This is a genomic window from Kitasatospora sp. NPDC101447, assembly GCF_044767225.1.
Taxonomy (GTDB): domain Bacteria; phylum Actinomycetota; class Actinomycetes; order Streptomycetales; family Streptomycetaceae; genus Kitasatospora.
In genome coordinates, this window is sequence record NZ_JBIWNL010000021.1 from 25,032 (window position 1) to 49,702 (window position 24,671).

21 protein-coding genes are annotated in these 24,671 nt (G+C 73.6%); 14 read left to right on the forward strand and 7 right to left on the reverse strand.

Features of this window, described 5'->3' with window-relative positions:
- The first annotated feature begins 124 nt into the window (after window positions 1-124).
- From ACIRST_RS26465 to rny, 5 genes are all read left to right on the forward strand, one after another.
- Complete coding sequence (locus tag ACIRST_RS26465; RefSeq protein ID WP_350523398.1) at window positions 125-319, forward strand: DUF3046 domain-containing protein; 195 nt, start codon at window positions 125-127, stop codon at window positions 317-319.
- A gap of 47 nt (window positions 320-366) precedes the next feature.
- Entirely contained in the window at window positions 367-1,656 is a 1,290-nt protein-coding gene (locus tag ACIRST_RS26470) for an AI-2E family transporter (protein WP_402804830.1), read from the forward strand.
- Between the two features lie 196 nt (window positions 1,657-1,852).
- Window positions 1,853-2,971, forward strand: a complete 1,119-nt coding sequence (gene recA, locus ACIRST_RS26475) for a recombinase RecA (protein ID WP_350523397.1) — start codon at window positions 1,853-1,855, stop codon at window positions 2,969-2,971.
- Window positions 2,972-3,266: 295 nt separating this feature from the next.
- Window positions 3,267-4,085, forward strand: coding sequence for a recombination regulator RecX (recX, locus tag ACIRST_RS26480; protein ID WP_402804919.1), 819 nt, complete (start codon window positions 3,267-3,269; stop codon window positions 4,083-4,085).
- A gap of 132 nt (window positions 4,086-4,217) precedes the next feature.
- Window positions 4,218-5,687 (forward strand): ribonuclease Y, encoded by a 1,470-nt coding sequence (gene rny / locus ACIRST_RS26485; RefSeq protein ID WP_402804832.1) that lies wholly within the window; start codon window positions 4,218-4,220, stop codon window positions 5,685-5,687.
- A 16-nt stretch (window positions 5,688-5,703) separates the two neighbouring features.
- Here rny and ACIRST_RS26490 read toward each other — a convergent pair whose 3' ends face one another.
- The 5 genes from ACIRST_RS26490 to ACIRST_RS26510 all read right to left on the reverse strand — a co-directional run bounded on the left by ACIRST_RS26490 (window position 5,704) and on the right by ACIRST_RS26510 (window position 11,111).
- The gene (locus tag ACIRST_RS26490) at window positions 5,704-7,497 is read right to left on the reverse strand and encodes an FAD-dependent monooxygenase (protein WP_402804834.1); all 1,794 of its coding nucleotides are present in this window, start codon (window positions 7,495-7,497) and stop codon (window positions 5,704-5,706) included.
- A gap of 122 nt (window positions 7,498-7,619) precedes the next feature.
- On the reverse strand, window positions 7,620-8,468 hold the full coding sequence (locus ACIRST_RS26495; protein ID WP_350523394.1) for an amino acid ABC transporter permease: 849 nt from the start codon (window positions 8,466-8,468) through the stop codon (window positions 7,620-7,622).
- Window positions 8,469-8,618: 150 nt separating this feature from the next.
- Complete coding sequence (locus ACIRST_RS26500) at window positions 8,619-9,269, reverse strand: amino acid ABC transporter permease (protein ID WP_350523393.1); 651 nt, start codon at window positions 9,267-9,269, stop codon at window positions 8,619-8,621.
- Window positions 9,270-9,319: 50 nt separating this feature from the next.
- Complete coding sequence (locus tag ACIRST_RS26505; RefSeq protein ID WP_350523392.1) at window positions 9,320-10,219, reverse strand: glutamate ABC transporter substrate-binding protein; 900 nt, start codon at window positions 10,217-10,219, stop codon at window positions 9,320-9,322.
- A 118-nt stretch (window positions 10,220-10,337) separates the two neighbouring features.
- The gene (locus ACIRST_RS26510; protein WP_350523391.1) at window positions 10,338-11,111 is read right to left on the reverse strand and encodes an amino acid ABC transporter ATP-binding protein; all 774 of its coding nucleotides are present in this window, start codon (window positions 11,109-11,111) and stop codon (window positions 10,338-10,340) included.
- 389 nt (window positions 11,112-11,500) lie between these two features.
- Here ACIRST_RS26510 and ACIRST_RS26515 point away from each other — a divergent pair, with 389 nt between their 5' ends.
- Window positions 11,501-12,259 (forward strand): response regulator transcription factor, encoded by a 759-nt coding sequence (locus tag ACIRST_RS26515; protein ID WP_350523390.1) that lies wholly within the window; start codon window positions 11,501-11,503, stop codon window positions 12,257-12,259.
- Between the two features lie 6 nt (window positions 12,260-12,265).
- Window positions 12,266-13,690, forward strand: a complete 1,425-nt coding sequence (locus tag ACIRST_RS26520; RefSeq protein ID WP_350523389.1) for a HAMP domain-containing sensor histidine kinase — start codon at window positions 12,266-12,268, stop codon at window positions 13,688-13,690.
- A 120-nt stretch (window positions 13,691-13,810) separates the two neighbouring features.
- Here the strand turns inward: ACIRST_RS26520 and ACIRST_RS26525 are convergent, their stop codons facing one another.
- Window positions 13,811-14,830, reverse strand: coding sequence for a TAXI family TRAP transporter solute-binding subunit (locus ACIRST_RS26525; protein ID WP_350523388.1), 1,020 nt, complete (start codon window positions 14,828-14,830; stop codon window positions 13,811-13,813).
- Window positions 14,831-14,970: 140 nt separating this feature from the next.
- On the opposite strand from ACIRST_RS26525, the gene miaB reads away from it, so the two are divergent.
- A complete protein-coding gene (miaB, locus tag ACIRST_RS26530; protein WP_350523387.1) occupies window positions 14,971-16,473 on the forward strand; it encodes a tRNA (N6-isopentenyl adenosine(37)-C2)-methylthiotransferase MiaB in 1,503 nt (500 codons plus the stop codon).
- A gap of 78 nt (window positions 16,474-16,551) precedes the next feature.
- A complete protein-coding gene (locus ACIRST_RS26535) occupies window positions 16,552-17,250 on the forward strand; it encodes a hypothetical protein (protein ID WP_402804838.1) in 699 nt (232 codons plus the stop codon).
- 6 nt (window positions 17,251-17,256) lie between these two features.
- Here the strand turns inward: ACIRST_RS26535 and ACIRST_RS26540 are convergent, their stop codons facing one another.
- Window positions 17,257-17,502 (reverse strand): antitoxin, encoded by a 246-nt coding sequence (locus ACIRST_RS26540; RefSeq protein ID WP_402804840.1) that lies wholly within the window; start codon window positions 17,500-17,502, stop codon window positions 17,257-17,259.
- A 208-nt stretch (window positions 17,503-17,710) separates the two neighbouring features.
- On the opposite strand from ACIRST_RS26540, the gene miaA reads away from it, so the two are divergent.
- The 5 genes from miaA (at window position 17,711) to hflX (ending at window position 24,555) form a co-directional block, all read left to right on the forward strand.
- On the forward strand, window positions 17,711-18,655 hold the full coding sequence (miaA, locus tag ACIRST_RS26545; protein ID WP_402804842.1) for a tRNA (adenosine(37)-N6)-dimethylallyltransferase MiaA: 945 nt from the start codon (window positions 17,711-17,713) through the stop codon (window positions 18,653-18,655).
- A 227-nt stretch (window positions 18,656-18,882) separates the two neighbouring features.
- Window positions 18,883-19,395: a hypothetical protein gene (locus tag ACIRST_RS26550; protein ID WP_350523383.1), complete on the forward strand. Its 513-nt coding sequence runs from the start codon at window positions 18,883-18,885 to the stop codon at window positions 19,393-19,395.
- Between the two features lie 32 nt (window positions 19,396-19,427).
- Window positions 19,428-20,339: a diaminopimelate epimerase gene (dapF, locus tag ACIRST_RS26555; protein WP_402804844.1), complete on the forward strand. Its 912-nt coding sequence runs from the start codon at window positions 19,428-19,430 to the stop codon at window positions 20,337-20,339.
- A gap of 192 nt (window positions 20,340-20,531) precedes the next feature.
- Window positions 20,532-22,712 carry a RelA/SpoT family protein gene (locus ACIRST_RS26560; protein WP_402804846.1) on the forward strand — a complete coding sequence of 727 codons (2,181 nt, stop codon included), beginning with the start codon at window positions 20,532-20,534 and terminating at the stop codon, window positions 22,710-22,712.
- Window positions 22,713-23,052: 340 nt separating this feature from the next.
- On the forward strand, window positions 23,053-24,555 hold the full coding sequence (hflX, locus tag ACIRST_RS26565; protein ID WP_350523380.1) for a GTPase HflX: 1,503 nt from the start codon (window positions 23,053-23,055) through the stop codon (window positions 24,553-24,555).
- Window positions 24,556-24,671 lie beyond the last annotated feature (116 nt).

Below are 24,671 nucleotides of genomic sequence, written 5' to 3' on the forward strand. Positions count from 1 at the left end.
GCGGAGACGGGCCGGATCGGGCGGGGTCGGGTGTGCGCCGGCGGCCGGGCGGGGCCGGGTGTGCGCACGCGGCCGGGCGGTGGCCGGTCCGGGGCGCGGGTGGCCGGTCCGGGATACTTGGGGCATGAGGCTGACGGAGTTCTGGCGACGGATGCACGCGCACTTCGGGGAGGCGTACGCGGAGTCGTTCGCGAGCGACCACGTGATGAGCGAGCTGGGCGGGCGGACCGTGCGCCAGGCGCTGGAGGCGGGCTGGGAGGCCAAGGACGTCTGGCGGGTGGTCTGCGAGACCCAGGGGGTCTCGACGCTGCTGCGCTGACCTCCGGGGTCCGCTCCGGGCCTCCGGGCATGGGACAGACTGTCCCGGTGACAAGCAGCGCAGAACAGAAGAATTCGGACAGGGCGGTGCGGGCCGCCGGGGGTGCGCGGGCCGGTGACGGTGCGCGGGCCGCCGGAGGGCCCGCCGACGACGCCCGGAGCGGTGGCGAGCGGGAGGGCGGCGGCGCCCTGTGGGGCGGCGGGATGCCGCGCTGGCTGCCCAGGGCGATGGTGCTGTTCCTCGTCCTGGTCGGACTGTTCCAGCTCGCGGACTGGGCCTTCCGGCAGCTGATCGACCTCTTCGTGATGCTGCTGGTGGCCTTCTTCCTCTCGCTCGCGCTGGAGCCGGCCGTCGACCGGATGGCGGCGCGCGGGGTGCGCCGGGGGGTCGGCACCTTCCTGGTGTTCGTCGCCGTCGGGGTCGCGGTGGCCGGGTTCCTCGCCGCGCTCGGCACGCTGCTGGTCGACCAGGTGGGCAAGATCGCCGGAGACCTGCCGCACCTGGTCGACAACCTGATCGGCTGGGTCAACCGGACCTTCCACCAGGACCTCTCGCTGGACGAGCTGCAGAAGCGGCTGCTCAAGGACTCCGGCACCATCGAGAACTACGCCCAGCAGGCCGCCGACAACGTCTGGGGCGTCTCCTCCTCCGTGATCGGCGGGCTCTTCCAGGCCTTCACGGTCGGGCTGTTCACCTTCTACTTCACCGCCGAGGGACCGCGGGTGCGCCGGACGGTCTGCTCGCTGCTGCCGCCCGCCAGGCAGGGCGAGGTGCTGCGGGCCTGGGAGATCGCGCTGGCCAAGACCGGCGGCTACCTCTACTCCCGGGCGCTGCTCGCGGTGGTGTCGGCCGCCGGGCACTGGGTGATGTTCGCGCTGCTGGACCTGCCGTACGCGGTGGCGCTGGCGATCTGGGTGGGCGTCATGTCGCAGTTCGTGCCGACCATCGGGACGTACCTGGCCGGTGCGCTGCCGGTGCTGGTGGCGCTGACCGTGGAGCCGGTGGACGCGCTCTGGGTGCTGGTCTTCGTGGTGGTCTACCAGCAGGTCGAGAACTACCTGCTGCACCCGAGGATCACCGCGCGGACCGTGGACGTGCACCCGGCGGTGGCCTTCGGCGCGGTGATCGCGGGCGCGGCGCTGCTCGGTGCGGTGGGCGCGCTGATCGCGATCCCGGCGGCGGCGACCCTGCAGGGCTTCGTCGGGACGTACGTGCGGCGGTACGAGGTGGCCACCGACCCCCGGATCGACCGGGGCGAGCAGCGGCGGGCCCGGCGGGAGCTGCGTCGGGAGGCGGCGCGGCGGCTGCGGCGGATGGTCGGAGGGGACGGGGAGTGAGGCGAGGGCGGCGCCCCGGGGGCGGGACCCGGGGCGCCACCGTCCCGACGTGCGACGCTTGAATCGAACAGATGTTCTTTGTACTCTCCGGCGAAGAGTTTTCCACAGGCCGAGCCCGGTCGGACTCGTTTGTCAGTGGGACGCGCTAGCGTCGATGACGATGAAGCGCACAGCACAGAACCCGAGGGAAAAAGCCATGGCAGGTACGGACCGCGAGAAGGCCCTGGAAACCGCGCTCGCCCAGATCGAGCGGCAGTTCGGCAAGGGCTCGGTGATGCGCCTGGGCGAGAAGGCCAATGAGCCCGTCGAGGTGATCTCCACCGGGTCGACCGCCCTGGACGTCGCCCTCGGGGTCGGCGGCATCCCGCGCGGCCGAGTGGTCGAGATCTACGGCCCCGAGTCCTCCGGCAAGACGACCCTGACCCTGCACCTGGCGGCCAACGCCCAGAAGGCCGGCGGCACGGTCGCCTTCGTCGACGCGGAGCACGCGCTCGACCCGGAGTACGCGAAGAAGCTCGGCGTGGACACCGACGCCCTGCTGGTCAGCCAGCCGGACACCGGTGAGCAGGCCCTGGAGATCACCGACATGCTGATCCGCTCCGGCGCGATCGACCTGGTGATCATCGACTCGGTCGCGGCGCTCGTCCCGCGCGCCGAGATCGAGGGCGAGATGGGTGACTCGCACGTCGGTCTGCAGGCCCGCCTGATGAGCCAGGCGCTGCGCAAGATCGCCGGTGCGCTGAACCAGTCGAACACCACCGCGATCTTCATCAACCAGCTGCGCGAGAAGATCGGCGTGATGTTCGGTTCGCCGGAGACCACGACCGGTGGCCGGGCGCTGAAGTTCTACGCCTCGGTCCGGCTGGACATCCGCCGGATCGAGACCCTGAAGGACGGCACCGAGGCGGTCGGCAACCGCACCCGCGTCAAGGTGGTCAAGAACAAGGTCGCCGCGCCGTTCAAGCAGGCCGAGTTCGACATCCTCTACGGCGTCGGCATCAGCCGCGAGGGCGGCCTGATCGACATGGGCGTCGAGCACGGCTTCATCCGCAAGTCGGGCGCCTGGTACACGTACGAGGGCGACCAGCTCGGCCAGGGCAAGGAGAACGCCCGCAACTTCCTGCGGGACAACCCGCAGCTCGCCGACGAGATCGAGCGGAAGATCAAGGGCAAGCTCGGCATCGGCCCGAAGACCGAGGAGCCGGCTGCGGGCGAGGCTGACGCGGCCGCGGCCGCGGACGCAACCGCGAAGCCGATCACCGCGACCGTCGCCAAGACGGCCGCGGCGAAGAAGACGGCGGCGGCCAAGGCCTGAGCCGTTGACGCAGTACGACACGGTGGGCGGCGGCCCGGCGGGCCCGGAGGACGACGACCACGGGCCGCCGGACTGGTTCGCCGCGGTCGCGGAGGAGCCGGAGCCCGCGCCGGAGCCTCCCGCGCCGTCGCGCCCCCGCCGGGGGCGGCGGGAGCGGCCGTCCACCGCGCAGAGGACATCCGGCCGGGAGCCGGAGTTCGACCGGGCCCCGGCCCGGGCGGTGCGCGGCGCGGCGCCCGGGCAGGGGCCGGCGGAGGCCTCGGTCGAGGCGCTCGGGCTGGTCTCAGCCTCCGAATTGCCCTCCGGCCGCCGTCGCCGGCGCTCGGCCCTGGCTGCCGAGGAGCCCGGAGCGGGCCTGCCCGGCCCCGCGTCGACGGGCACGGACCACGGCCGGGGCGACGACGAGGCGGCCGGTCACGGGGGTGTGGCCGCGTCGACCCGCTCCGGCGCCCGCCGGGGCCGTACCCGGCGCGGGCGTTCCGCCGAGGGGCTGCCGGGTGAGGGACTGCCGGGTGAGGGACTGCCGGACGAGGGTCCTGCGGGTGGCGGGCTGCCGGCCGGCGGGCTGTTCGGTCAGGAGCGCGCCGGTCGTGCCTCCCGGAAGCAAGCCGAGGAAGCGGTCGATCCGGAGACCCGCGCCCGGGACATCTGCCTGCGGCTGCTGACCGGCGCCGCCAAGACCCGCAAGCAGCTCGCCGACGCCCTGCGCAAGCGGGAGATCCCGGAGGATGTCGCCGACGAGGTACTCACCCGGCTCGAAGAGGTCGGGCTGATCGACGACGGCGCCTTCGCCGCCGCCTGGGTGGAGTCCCGGCACGCCGTCCGGGGCCTGTCCCGGCGGGCGCTGGCCCAGGAGCTGCGCACCAAGGGGGTGGCCGCCGATCTGGTCGAGCAGGCCGTCGCCCAGGTCGACCACGACGACGAGACGGACGCGGCCCGGGCCCTGGTCGAGCGCAAGCTGCGGTCCACCCGCGGCCTGGACCGGCAGGTCCGCACCCGGCGGCTGGTCGGCATGCTGGCCCGGCGCGGCTACTCCGAGGGGCTGGCGTTCCGGGTGGTGCGCGCCGCGTTGGACGAGGAGCCGGGCGGCCTGTCGGAAACGGAGTGGGAGTAGTGGCGGTTTCGTGGGCTTCTTGGTGGTGACCAGGCCAAGTCTTGACCGTTTCGTGACCCCCACCTAGCCTCGCCTTCAGTGCCCGGGGCGCCTCCGGACGGCGGCCCGCGCAGGGGACGAGGAGTGGGCGGCATGACGATGTCGGTGGGCGCCGGACCGAGCGGCGCGCTGCCGGCGATCGCCGGTTCGGCGGCTCTCCTCCTGGCCGTGCTCGTGGTGTTCGCCGGGCTGCTCATCAGACGGCTGCGGGCGGACCGGCGCAGCGCGCTGTCCCAGGCCGAGCGGGCCCGGCACCGGGCCGAACAGCAGGCCGCCCGGCAGCAGGCCGAACTCACCCGCCGCGAGGAGCAGTTGGCCGAGGAGCTGCGCAGGCTCCGCCGACGCGAGGACGAACTGGCCGAACGCGCGGCCGAGTCGGAGCGCTCCCGGGCCGAGGCCGAGGCGCTGGTGACCCGCCGGGCGGCCGCCCTGGAGCGGGCCGCCGGGCTCTCCGCCGAGCAGGCCCGCGCCGAACTCCTGCACGAGGCCGAGGCCTCGGCCCGGTTGGCGGCCGCGGTCACCGTCCGGGAGATCGAGCGCGAGGCCAAGGAGGAGGGCGAGCGCCGGGCGCGGTCCGTCCTCGCCGTCGCCATCCAGCGGCTGGCGACGGAGCAGACCGCGGAGACCGCCGTCAGTGTCCTGCGGCTGCCGAACGAGGAGATGAAGGGCCGGATCATCGGCCGCGAGGGCCGCAACATCCGCGCCTTCGAGGCCGTCACCGGAGTGAACCTGATCGTCGACGACACCCCGGAGTCGGTGCAGCTGTCCTGCTTCGACCCGGTCCGCCGGGAGACCGCCCGGCTCACCCTGCAGCAGCTGGTCGAGGACGGACGGATCCACCCGACCCGGATCGAGCAGCTCCACGAGCGCAGTCGCGCGGAGATCGAGCTGAGCTGCGTCCGGGCCGGCGAGGACGCCCTGCTGGACGCCCGGGTCGGTGCGATGCACCCCGAACTCGTCCGCACCCTGGGCTCGTTGCGCTACCGGGTCTCGTACGGGCAGAACGTGCTCGGGCACCTGCTGGAGTCCGCGCACCTGGCCGGGATGATGGCCGCCGAGCTCGGCGTGGACCCGGAGCCGGTGCGGCGCGCCGCGCTGCTGCACGACATCGGCAAGGCGCTCACCCACGAGGTCGAGGGCAGCCACGCGGCGGTCGGCGCCGAACTCGCGCGGCGCCACGGCGAGTCCCCGGAAGTGGTGCACGCGATCGCCGCGCACCACAACGAGGTGGAGCCCGAGACCGTCACGGCCGTGCTGACCCAGGCCGCGGACGCCTGCTCGGGCGGTCGGCCCGGGGCGCGCAAGGAGTCGCTGGAGCTGTACGCCCGTCGGCTGGCGCGACTGGAGGAGATCGCGCGCTCGCACCCGGGCGTGGCCGACGTCTACGCGATGCAGGCCGGCCGCGAGGTCCGGGTGATGGTCCGTCCGGACGCGGTGGACGACCTCGGCGCGGAGCTGATCGCCCGCGAGGTCGCCCGGCAGGTCTCGGCCGAGCTGACCTACCCGGGGCAGATCCGGGTGACCGTGGTCCGCGAGAGCCGCGCGACGGCGGTGGCGAGCTGACGGGTCGGCGGCGGCACTAGCTCGGGCTGTCGACCTGCTGCGGGGCGTGCCGGTCGGCGAGCCGGGGTTCGCGGTCGGACCGGGGTTCGAGGTCGGACCGGGGTTCGAGGTCGGACAAGGGCTCGGGTTCGGCCTCGGACTCCGGGGCCGGCGCGAGGGTCGCCGGGCCGCCGCGGGCGCGGTCGGCGAGGGCGAGCAGGTCCTCGGCGACGGCACCCTGGGTGACGCCGACGAGGTGGCCGTCGGGGCGGATCAGCAGGACGGTGTGCGGGCCGGCGCCCGGGTAGTCCTCGGTGACCAGCACCTCGGCGGGGACCGGCAGGGCGGCGGCGACCTCGGCGAGCCGGGGCATCAGCCCGGCGCCGAGCCAGTGCTCGGACGACCAGACGGCGGTGCCGGGGGCGACCAGCAGCAGCAGGAAGGTGGCGCCGAGCCGGGCGTGCAGGTGGTCGGGGGTGCCGTCGGTGGCGAGCACCGGCAGGTCCGGGACGAGCACGCCGGGGGCGGTGGCGGGCAGCAGCTCGCTGAGCGAGGTGGTGCCGCGCGAGCCGCGCTGCACCGGGACCCTCCCGGGGACGCCGGAGGGCGCCGCCGGGTAGGCGGGCGCGCCGCCGAAGCGGCCGGTGCCGAGCTGGCCGTCGGCGAGCAGCGGGGCGTGCTTGCGGAAGCCGCCGACCAGCAGCGAGCGCCGGGTCTGCTGCCAGCCGCGCAGCGGGCGCAGCAGCGGCATGGACTGGTCGACGGCGCGCAGCCGGGCGCCGACCGCGCCGCGCCGTTCGGCCTCGTAGCCGTCCAGCAGCGAGCCGCCGGGCTGCGGGCCGCCGGAGTGGAGGTGCCAGGCGAGGGCGAGCCGCCAGGCGAGGTTGTCGGCGTCGCGCAGCCCGTCCGTGAGGTTCTGCATGCCGAGCGCGCCGTGCAGGTGGGCGGCGTCGCCGGCCAGGAAGCAGCGGCCGACCCGGAAGCGGGCGGCGAGGCGCTGCTGGGCGGTGTGGTCGGCGGCGGCGAGCAGCTCGAAGCGGGGGAGTTCGCCGCACCAGCCGGTGAGGGTGGCGGTGACCCGGGTGAGCAGGGTGTCGCCGGTGACGATGCCCGGCCAGGTGGCGTGCGGGTCGACCGTCTCGGTGGGGGCGGGGCGCCCCGGGGGCAGCCGCCAGTCGAGCCGCCAGATGCCGTCCGGCAGCGGACGGGCGGAGGCCTCGCGGTCGCCGCGCCACGGGGGCTCGCGGTGCAGCCGGGCGCCGTCGAAGGGCAGGTCGACCCGGACGGTGGCGATGGCGTTGCGGTCGACCGCGGGCCGGCCCGGGAAGCGGATCTTGAGGAGCTTGCGGACGGTGGATCTCGCGCCGTCGCAGCCGACCAGGTGGCTGCCGCGCCACCAGGTGGCGGCGCCGTTCTGGGTGCCCACGGTGCGGATGCTGACGCCGTCCCGGTCCTGTTCGAGCTCGACGACCCGGTTGAGCGGGACCAGCTTGATCAGCGGGGTGCCGGTCAGGGCGTCGCGCAGGCCGCGCTGGAGGCGGTGCTGGGGGAGGTGGAAGGTGGGCGAGTCGGTGAGGTCGATCCGCAGCACTTCCTGGCGGCGCCGCCAGATGGTGAAGGAGTCCCAGAGGGCGGAGTCGGAGACCGCCCGCGGGTAGCCGATCCGGGTCAGGAAGGCGGCGGTGTCGGCGCCGACGACGAGGCTGCGCGGGCCTTCGGGGCAGAGCCCGGAGCCCTCGTCCAGGACGATGGTCGGCACCTCGTGCCGGGCGAGGGCGAGGGCCAGGGCCAGACCGACCGGTCCGGCCCCGACCACGATCACCGGGTCCATGAGGGGACCTCCGGGCACGAACCGGCCGATCGGCCGGCGTCAGTTACCGCTGCCGCATATGCCGCGTGGATGCTCCCGGGAGGTGTCACGAAGAGCAATGCAACAGTTCACCTGCGTGTCCGTCAAGCAGCAGCTGAAGTGCGCCGGTTCGCGCCGCGACGACCACGGGCCTCGATCCAGCGCGCGAGCGCGGTCAGCAGGAGGCACATGACGATGTAGATCGGACCGATCACGAGCACCACCGGGATGTAGGGGAACCCGGCGGCGTTCAGCGGCTGGCTGGCGATCTTCTTGCCGATGAACAGCAGCTCGTTGTAGGTGATGATGTACCCGAGCGAGGTGTCCTTGAGGGTGACGACCAGCTGGCCGATCATCGTGGGCAGCATCGAGCGCACGGCCTGCGGCACCAGGATGCCGCTCATCACCTGGGTCTTGCGCATGCCGAGGGCGTACGCCGCCTCACCCTGACCGCGCGGGACGGCGTTGACGCCGCTCCGGATGATCTCCGCCTGGACCGAGCCGTTGTAGAGCGTGAGCCCGAGCACGAGCGCCCACATCGGGTCCTTGGCGAAGAACGCGTAGTAGAGGGCGACGATCAGGATCAGCAGCGGCATCGCCCGGAAGAACTGGACGAAGCCGACGCAGAGCCAGCGGACCGGCCGGTGGTCGGAGAGCTGCCCGGCGGCCAGCAGCGCGCCGAGGGTGAGCGAGAACGCCGCCGCCAGGCCGAAGGCCTTCAGGGTGGCCAGCAGGCCGTCCAGAATCATCTGCTGGACGGTGTTGTACTGGAACGCGTCCCACATGTCCGCGTCGAACTGGCCGTTGTCGGCGAGCGCGCTGAAGACGTACCAGAGGAGGCCGGCGACGCCGATCAGCGAGAGGACGCCGAACAGGCGGTAGCGGGAGCGGGCCCTGGGGCCGGGGGTGTCGTAGAGGACACTGGCCGTCGCGGGGCGCTGGAACAGACTCATGCGCCCACCTCGCTGCGCTCGGCAGGGGCATTCGCCCGTGCGCACCTCTTGATGATTCGCTCGCTGCGCTCGCTCATGCGCCCACCTCGCTGCGCTCGGCAGGGGCATTCGCCCGTGCGCACCTCTTGATGATTCGCTCGCTGCGCTCGCTCATCGGGCCACCGCCAGTCGGGATTCCAGGAAGCGGAAGAACGTGGCGACCGTCGCGCTGATCAGCAGGTAGGCGCAGGCCACCCAGAAGAAGATCGCGAAGATCGAGTAGCCGCGCTCGGAGAAGGTCTGCTGGGAGCTGTACAGCTCGGCGACGCTGAACGCGCCGGCGATCGCCGAGTTCCTCGGCAGGGCGATGAACACGCTGCTCATCGGCGCCAGGACGGTCCGGGCGGCCTGCGGCAGGACGACCAGGGTGAGGGTCTGGCCGAAGGTCATGCCCAGGCTGCGGGCGGCCTCCGCCTGGCCGAGCGGCACGGTGTTGATGCCGGAGCGGATCACCTCGCAGACGAACGAGGCCGTGTACCCGCCGAGCGCCAGCACCGCGAAGGTCATGTGGCTGAAGTGCACACCCAGCGGCGGCAGGCCGAAGGTGACGGCGAAGAACAGCAGGGTCAGCGGGGTGTTGCGGAAGAGCGTCACCCAGGTGGTGCCGAAGGCGCGCAGGACCGGCACCGGGGAGACCCGGAAGGCCGCCAGCAGGGTGCCCAGCAGCAGGGCGAGCAGTGCGCTGAGGGCACTCAGCTCGATCGTCTGCAGGAAGCCGTCGCGGAACAACGCGAAGTTGTCGTCCTCGAACAGGAACCCCATCCGGCGGCCCTCCTCTCAATCAGGGTCGGGAATGTCGTGCGGAGGGCGGATCAGTAGCGGTCGAGGGCCGGGACGTCCGGCGCGGCGGAGCCGGAGGCACCGAGGGTCGCGTCGTACGCCTTCTTCCAGTCGCCGTTGTCCTCGTGGGCCTTGAGGGCGTCGCTGATGGCGTTGCGCAGCACCGTGTCGTCCTTGCCGAGGCCGACGCCGTAGTTCTCCTTGGTGAACGGCTTGCCGACGACCTTGAGCTTGCCGGCGTACTTGGAGGCGTAGCCCTTGAGGATGGCGTCGTCGGTGGTGACGGCGTCGACCTCGCCGGAGAGGAGCTTCTCGACGCAGGCCGAGTAGGTGTCGAACTGCGTGATCTTCGGGTTGTACTGCTGGATGTTCTTGATCGAGGTCGAGCCGGTGGCGGTGCAGACGTTCTTGCCGCCCACGCTCTCCGGGCCGGTGATCGAGGTGTTGTCCTGCTTCACCAGCAGGTCCTGGCCGGCGATGTAGTACGGGCCGGCGAAGGAGACGGTCTTCTTGCGCTCGTCGTTGATGCTGTACGTGCCGACGTAGAAGTCGATCTGGCCCTTCTGGATGGCGGGCTCGCGCTGCGAGGAGACCAGGGTCTGCCACTTGATCTGCTGGGGGGTGAAGCCCAGGTCGGCGGCGATCATCTTGGCGATCTCGATGTCGAAGCCGCTGCGGTCGCCGCTGGCGACGTCCTCCCAGCCGAGGTTCGGCTGGTCGGCCTTGGCGCCGATGATCAGCTGGCCGCGCTTCTTGGCCTCGGCGATGACCGGCGAGTCGACCTTGGCGTCCGTCTTGACCGTGTAGGCCGGGAGCTTGGGGGCGTTGCTCGCGCTGGCGGCGGCACCGGGGGTGCCGTCCTTGCCGCAGGCGGCGGTGGCGGTGAGCGCGACGGCACAGAGCGCGACGGCGAGGGTGCGGGAAGTCCTCATGAGGGCGTTCTCCTGGGGCTGGGCCGCGGTTTCAACCGGGCTCTGGAGTCTGGAAGTCGTGCGCGGGCAGGGCCGATCGGCACTGTTGCCGGAGGCGGCCCCGCGTGGTCTCGAAGCGTCAGTGGTGAAGGATCTTCGAGAGGAAGTCCTTGGCGCGGTCGGAGCGCGGCGCCGTGAAGAAGGCATCGGGGGTGTTCTGCTCGACGATCTTGCCGTCGGCCATGAACAGCACGCGGTTGGCGGCGGAGCGGGCGAAGCCCATCTCGTGGGTGACCACGACCATCGTCATGCCCTCGGCGGCCAGTCGGCGCATGACCTCCAGCACCTCGTTGACCATCTCCGGGTCGAGCGCCGAGGTGGGCTCGTCGAAGAGCATCACCTTGGGCTTCATGGCCAGTGCGCGGGCGATCGCCACGCGCTGCTGCTGGCCGCCGGACAGCTGGGCGGGGAACTTGTCCGCCTGCGCGCCGACACCGACGCGGTCCAGCAGTTCCCGGGCGGTCTTCTCGGCCTGCGGGCGGGGCACCTTGCGCACCTTGACCTGGCCGATGACGACGTTCTCCAGCACGGTCTTGTGCGCGAAGAGGTTGAAGCTCTGGAACACCATGCCGACCTCGGCGCGCAGCCGGGCCAGCTCCTTGCCCTCGGCGGGCAGCGGCCGGCCGTCGATGGTGATCGTGCCGGAGTCGATGGTCTCCAGCCGGTTGATCGTCCGGCAGAGCGTGGACTTGCCCGAACCGGACGGGCCGATCAGCACGACCACCTCGCCCTGGGCGATCTGCAGGTCGATGTCCTGCAGGACGTGCAGCGCGCCGTAGTGCTTGTTGACGTTGTTCAGCACGACCAGTGGGGCGGCTGCGGGGGTGGAGTCCTGGACCGGGCTCTCGGTCATCGCGCCTGCTCCCTCTGTATCGGATCGTGCCTACCTGAGAAGTCTCAACTCCCTTGGGAGGCAATGGTGGTGCAAATCCGGGAGCCGCGACCGGCGGAGCCGCAGCCCCCGGTGGGCCGACCATAGGAGCCCTGACCGCGCGCCGTCAGCCGATCTGAGCGGAACTTGAGGATCACGAAACGGCCACACGCTCGGTACGTACTGTTCGCGAACGCGTCGACGGGGCATGTCACAGCGGGAATCCGCGCCGGTGCTCCCCGTCCCCCACGAGCCCGGTGCGCGGTCGAACCTGGCGCAGGACCGTCCGCTGGCCCATACTGCGCAGGACCGGGCCGGACCGATCGGCCCGGCGATCACCGGTGATCACGTGGGGGAAGGAGGAGAACAGGATGCGACTGCTGCTCGTCGAGGACGACGAACGCGTGGCCGCCGCGCTCGTCGCGGTACTGGGCCGGCACGGCTTCCAGGTCCGGCACGCGCGAAGCGGGCACGAGGCCCTGGACGCCCTGGTGCCGGACGGCAACGATCCGTACCGGGTGGTGCTGCTCGACCTCGGCCTGCCCGATCGCGACGGCTTCGAGGTGTGCAGCCGGATCAGGGCCGGCAGCGGCGTGCCCGTGATCATGGTCACTGCCCGCGCCGACGTCCGCTCCCGGATCCACGGCCTCAACCTGGGCGCCGACGACTACGTCACCAAGCCGTACGACATGGGCGAGCTGCTCGCGCGCATCCACGCGGTGGCCCGCCGCGGCGCCGCCCCCTCCTCGGCGTCGGTGCCCGCGCCCGACGCCGTGCCGCAGCAGCGCGGCCCGCTGGAGTCCCGCGGCATCCGGATCGACCGGGAGCGCCGCCGGGTCAGCGTGGACGGCCGCGACGTGCCGCTCACCCGCAAGGAGTTCGACCTGCTCGCCCTGCTCGCGCAGAGCCCCGGCGTGGTCTACCGGCGCGAGCAGATCTTCAGCGAGGTCTGGCGCAGCGGCTGGGAGGGCAACGGGCGCACCCTGGAGGTGCACATCGGCTCGCTGCGCAACAAGCTCGCGCTGCCCGGCCTGGTCGAGGCCGTCCGCGGCGTCGGCTATCGCCTGATCCCCGAGTCCCCGGCGCCCGCCGCTGCGGACCCGGCCCCGAACGCCCCCGCGGAGCACTGACCGCACGTGCGCACCCGCCTGCTCGGCATCCTGATCGCCCTCATGCTCTGCGTCCTGGCCGCCCTGGGGCTGCCGCTCGCGGCGGCGGTCGCGGCGGCCGAGCAGACCAGGGTCGTCGTCGACCGGCTCGACGACGCCGCCCGCTTCGCCCAGGACCTGCCCACCTCCGGCGCCGCCGACTCGGCGCGCAAGGGCGATCCGGAGCCCGCCCCCGGGGACCTCAGCCGACAGCACTCGATCGACGCCGAGGTCCGCCGCTACTTCGACCTCTACGGCGTGCGCCTGGGCATCTTCCAGCGCGACGGCCTGCCGATCGCCGCCGCGCCCGCCGACTGGCGGGTGCCCACCGCCGGCTGGGGCGCCCAGGCCTTCCAGGAGGCGCTGGACGGGCGGCGCAGCCACAACCCGCCGCAGGTCTGGCCGTGGACGCCGGACCGGACGATCACCGTCGCCGCCCCGGTGGTGCGCGACGGCGACGTGGTCGCGGTGGTGCTGAGCGAGTCCCCCACCGGGGCGCTGCGCACCCGGGTGCTGCACAAGTGGCTGGTGCTGGTCGCGGGCGAGGCCGCCGCGATGATCGTCGCCGTGCTGCTGGCCGTCCGGCTCACCGAATGGGTGCTGCGTCCCGTGCGCACCCTGGACCGGGCCACCCACGACATCGCCACCGGCCGGATGGCCGCCCGGGTCGCCCCCGGCGGCGGCCCGCCCGAACTGCAGCGCCTGGCGCGCTCCTTCAACGAGATGGCGGACCACGTGGTGCTCGCCATGGACCAGCAGAAGGCCTTCGTCGCGGACGCCTCCCACCAGCTGCGCAACCCGCTCTCGGCACTGCTGCTGCGGGTCGAGGTGCTCGGCCTGGAGCTGCCCGAGGGCCACGAGGAGGAGCTCAGCGGCGTACGGGAGGAGGGCACCCGGCTCGCCCGGGTGCTGGACGACCTGCTCGGGCTGGCCACCGCCGAGCACGCCCGCCCCGAACCGGAGCGCACCGACCTGGCCGAGCTCACCCTGGCCCGGGTGGACGCCTGGCGGCCGGTCGCCGAGCAGCGCGGGATCGCACTGCGCTGGGACGGTCCGGCGCTGGCGGTCGGCATGGCGGACCCGATCGGCTTCGGCTCGGCCCTGGACGCCGTGGTGGACAACGCGCTCAAGTTCGGCCCGGCCGGCAGCGAGGTGCGCCTGCGGGTCTCGGTGCGCCGGGACGAGGTCGCGGTCACCGTCACCGACGCCGGGCCCGGCCTCACCGAGGACGAGCTGGCCCGGGCCGGCGACCGCTTCTGGCGCAGCCCCCGGCACCAGAACGTGGACGGCTCCGGGCTGGGCCTGTCCATCGCCCGCACGCTGCTGGCGGCCGGCGGCGGCTCGCTGGGCTTCGCGCCGGTCAAGCCGACCGGGCTCGCGGTGACGCTGGCGGTGCCGCGGCCGGAGAAGTAGCCGGGCCCGGTGGCCGGTGCCGGGCGCGCCCCGTCAAGGGCGGGGCATCGTCAAGGGCGGGGCATCGTCAAGGGCGGGGTGTCGTCACCGGCGGGGCGTCGTCACGGGCCGGGGGTACCGTCAGGGCTTCACCGAGCGGTAGTAGCGCGCCGCGCCCGTGTGCAGCGGGAGCGGGTCGGTGTAGACGGCGGTGCGCAGGTCGACCAGCTGGGCGGCGTGCACCTGGGCGCCGATCTGGTCGCGGCTGTCGATCACCGCGCGGGTCATGCCCTCGACCAGGTCCGGGTCCGCGTCGTCCCGGGTGATCAGCAGGTTGGGCACGGCCACCGTGGCCACGGCGTCCTTGGGCTCGGCGTTCGGGTAGGTGCCCGTGGGCATGGTGGCCGCCCGGTAGGCGTCGGTGCCGCCGCCCTCGGCCTTGTGCAGGGCCTCGGAGAGGTCGCTCAGCGGCACGATCCGGATCTTGACGTGGTCGGAGAGGTCGGTGAGCGCGCTGGTGGGCAGGCCGCCGGACCAGAAGAACGCGTCCAGCTCGCCCGTGCGCAGGTCGTCGGCGGCCTCGCCGACCCCCTTCGGCACCGGGACGATGTCCCGCTCCGGGTCCAGCCCGGCCGCGGCCAGCAGCCGCTTGGTCACCAGGTTCACCCCGGACTGCGGCAGGCCGACGCCGACCCGCAGGCCCTTGAGGTCGGCGGTGCGGTGCACCGGGGAGGAGGCCGGGACGATCAGCTGCAGGTAGTCGTCGTAGAGCCGGGCGATCGCCCGCAGCCGGCCCTTGTCCGGGCCCTGGTAGTCGGCGACCGCGTCGGCGGTGGCGATCGCGAAGGTGTCCCGGCCGGTGATCACCCGGTTGAGGTTCTCTATCGAGCCCTCGGTGTTGTCCAGGGCCAGCCGCACCCCCGGCATCGTCCCGGAGACGTGTGCCTGCAGCAACTGCCCGTACCGGTCGTAGACGCCGCGCTGCACGCCGGTGGCGAAGCGGACCTCCCCGCGCGGGTACCCGGGCGAGCGGCCCGCCGACAGCCACCAGCCGCCGAAGCCGGCGACCAGCAGCACCAGCACCAGCACCGTCCGCCACAGCGGGCTGCGCGCCGCGGTGCGGACGGCGGCGCCGAGGCGGGACGGGGTGGTGGGGGCCATGCAGGGATACTGCCAGGCGCTCCGGCCGAACGGGAGTGGAACGGGACGGGGAATGTTCGGTGAAAGGGCTGGGGAGGCTCCCGGGACGGGACGGGGAAGCTTCGGGAAAACCGCTGCGCGGCTGCCCGTACCCTGGTCTGGTGAGCGGTGAGAGCGGATTGAAGAGCTACAAGGTCGTCACGCACGGCTGTCAGATGAACGTCCACGACTCCGAGCGGCTGTCCGGGCTGCTGGAGGAGGCGGGCTACGTCAAGGCCGGGCCCGAGGGCGACCCGGACCTGGTGGTGTTCAACACCTGCGCGGTGCGCGAGAACGCCGACAACAAGCTGTACGGCAACCTCGGCCAGCTGGCGCCGGTCAAGAGCCGCCACCAGGGCATGCAGATCGCCGTCGGCGGCTGCCTGGCCCAGAAGGACCGCGACACCATCGTCAAGCGCGCCCCCTGGGTCGACGTGGTGTTCGGCACCCACAACATCGGGCACCTGCCGGCGCTGCTGGAGCGGGCCGCGATCGAGCGCAAGGCCCAGGTCGAGATCCTGGAGTCGCTGGAGACCTTCCCCTCCACCCTCCCGACCCGCCGCGACTCCGCGTACGCCGCCTGGGTCTCGATCTCGGTCGGCTGCAACAACACCTGCACCTTCTGCATCGTCCCCGCGCTGCGCGGCAAGGAGGAGGACCGCCGCCCCGGCGACGTCCTCGCCGAGATCGAGGCGCTGGTGGACGAGGGCGTCATCGAGGTCACCCTGCTCGGCCAGAACGTCAACGCCTACGGCTCCGACCTGGGCGACCGCGAGGCCTTCTCCAAGCTGCTGCGCGCCGCCGGGCAGGTCGAGGGCCTGGAGCGGATCCGCTTCACCTCGCCGCACCCGCGCGACTTCACCGACGACGTGATCGCCGCGATGGCCGAGACGCCGAACGTGATGCATCAGCTGCACATGCCGCTGCAGTCCGGCTCGGACCGCGTGCTCAAGGCGATGCGCCGCTCCTACCGCCAGGAACGCTTCCTCGGGATCATCGCGAAGGTCCGCGAGGCGATGCCGGACGCGGCGATCTCCACCGACATCATCGTGGGCTTCCCCGGCGAGACCGAGGAGGACTTCGAGGACACCATGCACGTCGTCCGCGAGGCCCGCTTCACCAACGCCTTCACCTTCCAGTACTCCAAGCGCCCCGGCACCCCGGCGGCGGAGATGGAGGACCAGGTGCCGAAGGAGGTCGTGCAGGCCCGCTACGACCGCCTGATCGCCCTCCAGGAGGAGATCTCCTGGGAGGAGAACAAGAAGCAGGTCGGGCGGACCCTGGAGATCCTGGTCGCCGAGGGCGAGGGCAAGAAGGACGACCAGACCCGGCGCCTGTCCGGCCGGGCGCCCGACAACCGCCTGGTCCACTTCACCAAGCCCGAGGAGCCGGTGCGCCCGGGCGACATGGTGACCGTCGAGATCACCTACGCCGCCCCGCACCACCTGCTGGCCGAGGGCCCGACGCTCGCGGTGCGCCGCACCCGGGCCGGTGACGCCTGGGAGAAGCGCCAGGCCAAGCCCGCCGCCAAGCCGGCCGGTGTGATGCTCGGACTGCCGTCCGTCGGCGCCCCGGCCGCGCTGCCCCTGGCGGCGCCGGCGGGCGGGGCCTGCTGCGGCGACTGACGCGCTGCCCGTACCGGCGGCCCGGTGGGACTCCCGAGTCCCGCCGGGCCGCCGTCGTCGTTGGCTAGAGTGATCCACATGCTGGTAGCCGCCGCCGTGTGCCCCTGTCCGCCGCTGCTCGTCCCGGAGGTCGCCGCCGGGGCGGCGAGCGAGCTGGACGCGCTGCGCGCCGCCTGCGACGAGGCGCTGGCGGCGCTGGTCGCGGCCGGGCCGCAGCTGGTCGTGTTGGTCGGCACCGGGCCGGAGGCCGAGGTGTGGACCGAGGGCGGGGCCGGCTCCTTCCACCGCTACGGGGTGCCGCTGGTCGCCAAGCTGCCGGGGGAGCGGGTCGAGGGGCCGGAGCTGGCGCCCTCGCTGACCGTCGGCGCCTGGCTGCTGGAGCGCGCCGGGGTGACCCTGCCGACGCACGCCTGCGCGGTGCCCGCCGACGCCCCGGCCGACCGGATGCTCGGCCTCGGCCAGGGCCTGGCCGGGCTCGCCGACCGGGTCGCCCTGCTGGTGCTCGGCGACGGCAGCGCCTGCCGCTCGGTGAAGGCGCCCGGCTACCTGGACGAGCGGGCCGAGGGCTACGACGCGGCGCTGGCCGCCGCCCTGGGCTCGGCCGACCTGCCCGCCCTGGCCGCGCTGGACGCGGGCCTGGCCGCCGAGCTCAAGGCCGGGGGACGGGCGCCCTGGCAGGTGCTGGCCGGCGCCGCGGAGGGCGCCGGCCTGACCGGGCGGCTGGGCTACCAGGAGGCGCCGTACGGGGTCGGGTACTTCGTGGCGTCCTGGTCCTGACGCGCGTCAGGACCGCGGGGGCTGCCCCGGCTCGCCCGGCTTCGGCTTGTGGGCGAAGTCGCCGACGGCGTCCTTGGCCTTGCCGGCACCGTGCTCGATCCTGTCGCTGTACTTGCCCTTGGTCGCCTTGTCGATCGCGCCGCCGGCCTTGTCCACGGCCCGCTCGATCTGGTCGCTGTGCTTGCCGGCCAGCTCGCCGGCCTTCTCCTTGAACTCCTCGGCCTTGCCCTTGAGGTTGTCCATCAGACCCATGGCGGTCTCACCCTTCCCTGTCGTCCGTCGGTCCCCGTCCCCTGCACAACGTCCGTACCCCGCGAGGCGTTCGCAAACCGGGCATCACCTGGGGAAACGGCCGGAAGCGGTCCGGAGGAGGGCCCCGGGAACGGTCCCGTCGTCGTGCCGCGGCGGGCGACCGGCAGCCCGGTCCCCGGCGCCGCGCGGGTTTTGCGAGACTGGAACGGTGAGCAGCCTCCGCACCCCGCGTGTCATCTCGATCGTCGGCGCGACCGCCGCCGGCAAGTCCGACCTGGCCGTCGCCCTCGCCCGCAGCCTCGACGGCGAGGTGATCAACACCGACTCGATGCAGCTGTACCGGGGCATGGACATCGGCACCGCCAAGCTCACCGTGGACGAGCGCGGCGGAGTGCCGCACCACCTGATGGACGTCTGGGACGTCACCGAGGCCGCCAGCGTCGCCGAGTTCCAGCGGCTGGCCCGGGCCGAGATCGACCGGCTGCTCGCCGCCGGGCGCACGCCCGTCCTGGTCGGCGGCTCCGGGCTGTACGTCCGGGCGGCGATCGACGAGATGGAGTTCCCCGGCACCGACCCGCAGGTGCGGGCCCGGCTGGAGGCCGAGCTGGCGGAGGCCGGACCGTACGTGCTGCACCGGCGGCTGGCCGAGCTGGACCCGGCCGCCGCCGAGGCGATCCTGACCAGCAACGGGCGGCGGATCGTCCGGGCGCTGGAGGTCATCGAGATCACCGGCCTGCCGTTCACCGCCAACCTGCCGACCAACACCGCCGTCTACGACGCGGTGCAGATCGGCGTCGCCGTGCCGCGCCCCGAACTGGACGAGCGGATCGCGCTTCGGGTCGACCGGATGTGGGAGGCCGGGCTGCTCGACGAGGTGCGGGCGCTGGAGCGGATCGGGCTCCGGGAGGGGAAGACCGCCTCCCGGGCGCTCGGCTACCAGCAGGTGCTCGACCACTTCGCCGGCGAGTGCACCGAGGACGAGGCGCGGGCCGAGACCGTCCGGGCCACCAAGCGCTTCGCCCGCCGCCAGGAGTCCTGGTTCCGCCGGGACGACCGGATCAACTGGCTCTCCCGACCGGCCGGCACCGACCCCTCGGAGCTGCTCGGGCACTCCCTCGAACTGATCGAGCGTCAGGGAGTTCCGGCCGTCTAGGACGGGTTCCGGCCAATTCGGCGGTGCACCTGCGCGCGCAGGTGGGCGTGCAGGACGAACCGGCGGTCACGGCCCGATCACGTGATGGCCACGGATCACCCGCCGACCCCGGTCAGGCCCGGAACGCCCCCCTGGACATGCCATCATCGATGCCATAGGGGTCGGCCGAACGGGCCGACCGTGCCCGGCCGCGAGTCCGCTCGTGTCGAACAGTCAGGGGAGGCCGTGTGTCGACGGGTACCGGCCCCGAGCCCGGTCAGAGCGGGAGCGTCACCGCGCCGGCCGAGGAGTTCGACGAGTCGACGATGGGCGACCTCCCCGTGCTGACCGGACTGGAGGCGCCGACCTCGTACGCGGCCGCGGTGCCCGCCCTGGACACCCGCACCCCGCCCGGCGGCGCGGTGCACGAGCGGGAGATCCGCCCGCTGCGCCGACTGCGCTGGTGGCAGACGCTGCCGATCGCCCTGATGGGCACCCTCGGCTCGCTGATGTTCGCCTTCCCGCTCGCCTTCGGCTCGGCCGGAGCGCGCGCCACCATGGTCGGGATGCTCGGGCTGCTGCTCACCGCCGCCTCGGTCGGCTGGGGCGCGATGGCCGCCCGGCACGCGGGCTACACGTGGCCCGGGCTGCCGCGCCGGGGCTCCGGGCAGCGGGCCGGCTGGAAGGCGATCGTGGTCTACACCCTGATCGCGCTGACCGCGTGCGCGCTCGCGGTCTGGCGGGTCGCCTACCTGCGCTGAGCGCCTCCGCCCGGCTCAGTACCATCGGGAGGGTGAGCACATCCTCTCCCCGGCACGACGGCATCCCCTTCTTCAAGGGGCACGGCACCCAGAACGACTTCGTCATCATCCCGGACCCGGACGGCGCGCTGGAGATCGGTCCCGAGACCGTCGCCGCGCTGTGCGACCGGCGGGCCGGCATCGGCGGCGACGGGCTGCTGCGCGTGGTGCGCTCGGCCGCCGACCCGGCCGCCAGGGGGATGGCCGACCGGGCCGAGTGGTTCATGGACTACCGCAACTCCGACGGCAGCATCGCCGAGATGTGCGGCAACGGCCTGCGGGTCTTCGCCCGCTTCCTGGTCGAGGCCGGCCTGGCCAAGCCCGGCGAGCTGGCCGTCGCGACCCGTTCCGGGGTGCTCACCGCGACGGTCGCGGAGGCCGCCGAGGACGGCACGCCCGGCGACGTCACCATCGACATGGGCCGCGCCCGGCTGCCCGGGCCGGACGGCATCGAGGTCGCGGTCGGCGAGCGGCGCTGGCCGGCGCTGAACGTCAACATGGGCAACCCGCACGCGGTGGCCTTCGTGGAGAGCCTCGACCACGCCGGGAAGCTGGTCGACGCGCCGCTCACCAGCCCGGAGGGCGTCTACCCGGAGGGCGTCAACGTCGAGTTCGTGGTGGACCGCGGGCCGCGGCACGTCGCGATGCGGGTGCACGAGCGCGGCTCGGGCGAGACCCGCTCCTGCGGCACCGGGGCCTGCGCGGTCGCGGTGGCCGCCATCCGCCGGGACGGCGTCGACCCGGCCGTCACCGGCGAGTCCGTCGCGTACACCGTGGACGTGCTGGGCGGCCGACTGGTCATCACCGAGCACCCGGACGGCGGGGTGCAGATGACCGGGCCGGCGGTGATCGTGGCCGAGGGACGGCTGGACGGGCGCTGGTGGGAGTCCGTGCACCGCGGCTGACGGCCCGGTTTGCCCAATTCGTGCGGTGACGAATCCCCCCGATCGGGTGATACCGGTCGCGGACGGGAACCACGGCGTCGCGGAACGTGCTCTGCTCGGTAGCATGGACCACCGGGTCGATCACCCCTGGGAGGGGTAGCAGGATCACCCCCTCTGGAGGGGCCGCGCCCGGCGACGTTGCCGGAGGTGCCGATGACCATCGAAGCCGGGCAGTCCCTGACGGGGCAGCCGACGACCGTACGGCAGGCCGGGGCCAGGAGGCCCCTCGGAGAGCTCGGCCGGGCAGCCCTCGGCCGGGCCGGCCGGGCCGCGTTACTGGCCACCGGGCGGCCGCCGGTGCCGGACGCCCTGGAACCGCTCGTCCGGGTGCACCGCCGGCACCACCCGCAGGCCGACCTCGGCCTGCTCGCCCGGGCGTACCGGCTCGCCGAGGCCAGCCACCGCGGCCAGAAGCGCAAGAGCGGCGAGCCGTACATCACCCACCCGCTGGCCGTCACCATGATCCTGGCCCAACTCGGCGCCGGGACCACCACCCTGGTCGCCTCGCTGCTCCACGACACCGTCGAGGACACCGAGTTGACCCTGGACCAGGTGGGCGCGAGCTTCGGTCCCGAAGTCGCCTACCTGGTCGACGGGGTGACGAAGCTGGAGAAGGTCGACTTCGGCGCCGCCGCCGAGGCGGAGACGTTCCGCAAGATGCTGGTCGCCACCGGGGACGACGTCCGGGTGATGGTGATCAAGCTGGCCGACCGGCTGCACAACATGCGCACCATCCGGCACATGAAGCCGGCCAGCCAGGTGCGGATCGCCAAGGTCACCCGGGACGTGCTGATCCCGCTGGCCGAACGGCTCGGCATCCAGGTGCTCAAGGCGGAGCTGGAGGACATCGTCTTCGCCACCCTGCACCCCGAGGAGCACGCCCGCACCCGCGCCCTGATGGCCGGTCACGAGGCGGGGCCGGACACCGTGCTGGAGCCCTTCGCCCGGCAGCTGGCGCGGCAGCTGGCCGAGGCCGGCGTGGCCGCCGAGGTGACCGTCCGGCCCCGGCACTGCGTCTCGCTGCACCGGGCGCTGCTCGGACGGACCGGCGCGCCCGGACCGGACGGCCGGCCGCAGGGCCCACGGCCGGCCGACTTCGGGCGGCTGCTGGTGGTGGTCGAGGAGAACGCGGACTGCTACGCCGTGCTCGGCGAACTCCACACCTGCTGGACGCCGCTGCCCGGGGAGTTCAAGGACTTCGTCGCCGCGCCCAAGTTCAACCTCTACCAGTCGCTGCACACCGCCGTGGCGCTGAGCGGCGGCGCGGTGGTCGAGGTGCTGGTCCGCACCCGCCGGATGCACGACGTCGCCGAGACCGGGGTGGTCGCGCTGGGCGACCCCTCCCCGGCCGCCACCGCCCAGGACGCCGACGAACTGGACCGCACCGACCCGGCCCGGCCGGGCTGGCTCAGCCGACTGCTGGAGTGGCAGCAGGAGACGCCCGACCCGGACGCCTTCTGGTCCGCGCTCACCGCCGACCTGGCCGGCGACCGCGAGATCACCGTGGTGACGGAAGGCGGCGAAACGCTTCAGCTGAGGGCCGGCGCCACCTGCGTGGACGCGGCCTACCTGCTCGGCGAGGAGACCGGCCACCGATGTATCGGGGTCCGGGTCAACGGGCGGCTCAGCGCGCTCTCCACCGTGCTGGAGGACGGCGACCTGATCGCGGTGCTCACCGAGACCCTGCCGGCGGGCGGCGGCCAGCCCTCCGGCCCCGCCCCCGAATGGCTGGCGCACGCCCGCACCCCCGCCGCCCGGCTGGCCATCGAGCGCTGGCTGGCCGACCCGCCGGCCCGGCCGCCGGCCGTCCGCACCGGCCCGGCCGCGGCCCAGCCCGCCCCGCCCGGCCGGCGCACCGCCGAGAAGCGGGCCGCCCCGGTCGCGGTGGCCGGACGGCCCGGGGCGACCGTACGGCTGGCACGCTGTTGCACGCCCGTCCCGCCGGACGAGGTGGCCGGCTACCCGATCCGTGGCGGCGCGGTGGCCGTGCACCGCACCGGTTGCCCGGCGGGGGAGCGGATGCGGGCCGACGGACGGGTCGCGCTGGAGGTCCGCTGGCAGCCGCAGGACGCCCCGGCGGCCGGGCACCGGGCCACCCTGCGGGCCGAGGCGCTGAACCGGCCCCGGCTGCTGGCCGACCTCACGGCGGCGATCTCCGCCCAGGGGGTCGGCATCGTGTCGGCCGAGGTCGAGCCGCCGCAGGAGTCGCGGGTCCGGCACACCTACACCGTCGAACTGCCCGCGCCGGGCGCGCTGCCGGGGTTGATGCGGGCGATGCTGCGGGTCTCCGGGGTGTTCGACGTCAGCCGTCCGCACGGCCCGGCGGGAGGGTAGGCGCCGGAGCGGGGGCGGCCGGACACCGGGCCGGGGGTCGAGCGCCGGGCCGGGGGCTGGGTGCCGGCCCCCCACGGCCCGGGGTACGGCGGGTCGGGCCGGGCCGACCCGCCGCGCTCCGGTGAAATGGGGATGACCCGCCCGCGCCGGGCGTGCGACCATCATGGGGAATTCACGGCCGGTCCGCGGCGTTCCCAGGGCACAGGAGCCCCGGGTGTCACCCGAGGACCCGAGGGGTAGCTCACCCCGCCCGGACGGTAGCCGGGGCGGCAGCTGGGCAGACTCCTGAGGGGACCGTCCGGTCCCCCGAGCCACCCGTACCAGCGAGCCAAAGGACAGAATGACCTCCACGTTCGACACCCGCGACCACGCCGACGCTCCGCGCCGCTTCGACGGTCTGCGGGCGGAAGCCCTCATGGACGAGGACCTCGCGGCCATCGACGAGGACCTCGGCCACCACTACGACGGCGACCAGTACGACCGCAGCGAGCGCGCCGCCCTGCGCCGGGTCGCCGGCCTCTCCACCGAACTCGAAGACGTCACCGAGGTCGAGTACCGCCAGCTCCGCCTGGAGCGCGTGGTGCTCGTCGGCGTCTGGACCGACGGCACCCTGGAGGAGGCGGAGAACTCCATGGCGGAGCTCGCCGCGCTCGCCGAGACCGCCGGCTCCGAGGTGCTGGACGGCGTCATCCAGCGCCGCGACAAGCCCGACGCGGCCACCTACATCGGCTCCGGCAAGGCGAAGGAGCTGCGCGACATCGTCGCCTCCAGCGGCGCCGACACCGTGGTCTGCGACGGTGAGCTCACCCCCGGCCAGCTGATCCACCTGGAGGACGTGGTCAAGGTCAAGGTCGTCGACCGGACGGCCCTGATCCTGGACATCTTCGCCCAGCACGCCAAGTCCCGGGAGGGCAAGGCGCAGGTCTCGCTCGCTCAGATGCAGTACATGCTGCCGCGGCTGCGAGGCTGGGGTCAGTCGCTGTCCCGGCAGATGGGTGGTGGTGGCTCCGGCTCGTCCGGCGGCGGCATGGCCACCCGTGGTCCCGGTGAGACCAAGATCGAGACCGACCGGCGCCGGATCCGCGAGAAGATGGCGAAGCTCCGCAGGGAGATCGCCGACATGAAGAAGGGCCGCGACACCAAGCGCCAGGAGCGCAAGCGCCACCAGGTGCCGTCGGTGGCCATCGCCGGGTACACCAACGCCGGCAAGTCCTCCCTGCTCAACCGGCTCACCGGCGCGGGCGTGCTGGTGGAGAACGCGCTGTTCGCCACCCTGGACCCGACGGTCCGCCGGGCCCAGACCCCGAGCGGGCGGGTCTACACCCTGGCCGACACCGTCGGCTTCGTCCGGCACCTGCCGCACCACCTGGTCGAGGCCTTCCGCTCGACCATGGAGGAGGTCGCCGACGCGGACCTCATCCTGCACGTGGTGGACGGCTCGCACCCCGAGCCGGAGACGCAGCTGGCCGCCGTCCGCGAGGTCATCGTCTCGGTCGACGCACAGAACGTGCCGGAGATCGTGGTGATCAACAAGGCGGACGCCGCCGACCCGCACGTGCTGCAGCGCCTGCTGCGCCGCGAGCCGCACGCCATCGTGGTGTCGGCCCGCAGCGGCGCGGGCATCGAGGAGCTGCTCAAGCTCATCGACGACGAGCTGCCGCGACCGGCCGTCGAGGTGCGGGCCCTGGTGCCCTACACCCAGGGCGCGCTGGTCTCCCGGGTGCACGCGGAGGGCGAGCTGCTCTCCACCGAGCACACCGGCGAGGGCACGCTGCTGCACGCCAAGGTGGCGGCCGAGCTGGCCGCCGAGCTGGAGCACTTCGCGGTGGCCCTGCAGGGCTGACGCGCGAGCGCACGGAGGGCCCCGGACCACAGCGGTCCGGGGCCCTCCGCGTGCTCGCGCGGGTCTTAGGCCGGGGGCCCGTCGGCCGGGGGCTAGCGGACGGGGCTCGCTGACGG

Bases quoted from the DNA above. Each gene is read 5' to 3' on its own strand.
- ACIRST_RS26560 (WP_402804846.1), top strand. From the start codon at position 20,532: ATGACCATCGAAGCCGGGCAGTCCCTGACGGGGCAGCCGACGACCGTA.
- rny (WP_402804832.1), top strand. From the start codon at position 4,218: ATGACGATGTCGGTGGGCGCCGGACCGAGCGGCGCGCTGCCGGCGATC.
- ACIRST_RS26540 (WP_402804840.1), bottom strand. From the start codon at position 17,502: ATGGGTCTGATGGACAACCTCAAGGGCAAGGCCGAGGAGTTCAAGGAG.
- ACIRST_RS26535 (WP_402804838.1), top strand. From the start codon at position 16,552: ATGCTGGTAGCCGCCGCCGTGTGCCCCTGTCCGCCGCTGCTCGTCCCG.
- ACIRST_RS26505 (WP_350523392.1), bottom strand. From the start codon at position 10,219: ATGAGGACTTCCCGCACCCTCGCCGTCGCGCTCTGTGCCGTCGCGCTC.
- ACIRST_RS26495 (WP_350523394.1), bottom strand. From the start codon at position 8,468: ATGAGTCTGTTCCAGCGCCCCGCGACGGCCAGTGTCCTCTACGACACC.
- recA (WP_350523397.1), top strand. From the start codon at position 1,853: ATGGCAGGTACGGACCGCGAGAAGGCCCTGGAAACCGCGCTCGCCCAG.
- ACIRST_RS26525 (WP_350523388.1), bottom strand. From the start codon at position 14,830: ATGGCCCCCACCACCCCGTCCCGCCTCGGCGCCGCCGTCCGCACCGCG.
- ACIRST_RS26515 (WP_350523390.1), top strand. From the start codon at position 11,501: ATGCGACTGCTGCTCGTCGAGGACGACGAACGCGTGGCCGCCGCGCTC.
- ACIRST_RS26510 (WP_350523391.1), bottom strand. From the start codon at position 11,111: ATGACCGAGAGCCCGGTCCAGGACTCCACCCCCGCAGCCGCCCCACTG.
- ACIRST_RS26500 (WP_350523393.1), bottom strand. From the start codon at position 9,269: ATGGGGTTCCTGTTCGAGGACGACAACTTCGCGTTGTTCCGCGACGGC.
- hflX (WP_350523380.1), top strand. From the start codon at position 23,053: ATGACCTCCACGTTCGACACCCGCGACCACGCCGACGCTCCGCGCCGC.
- ACIRST_RS26490 (WP_402804834.1), bottom strand. From the start codon at position 7,497: ATGGACCCGGTGATCGTGGTCGGGGCCGGACCGGTCGGTCTGGCCCTG.
- ACIRST_RS26465 (WP_350523398.1), top strand. From the start codon at position 125: ATGAGGCTGACGGAGTTCTGGCGACGGATGCACGCGCACTTCGGGGAG.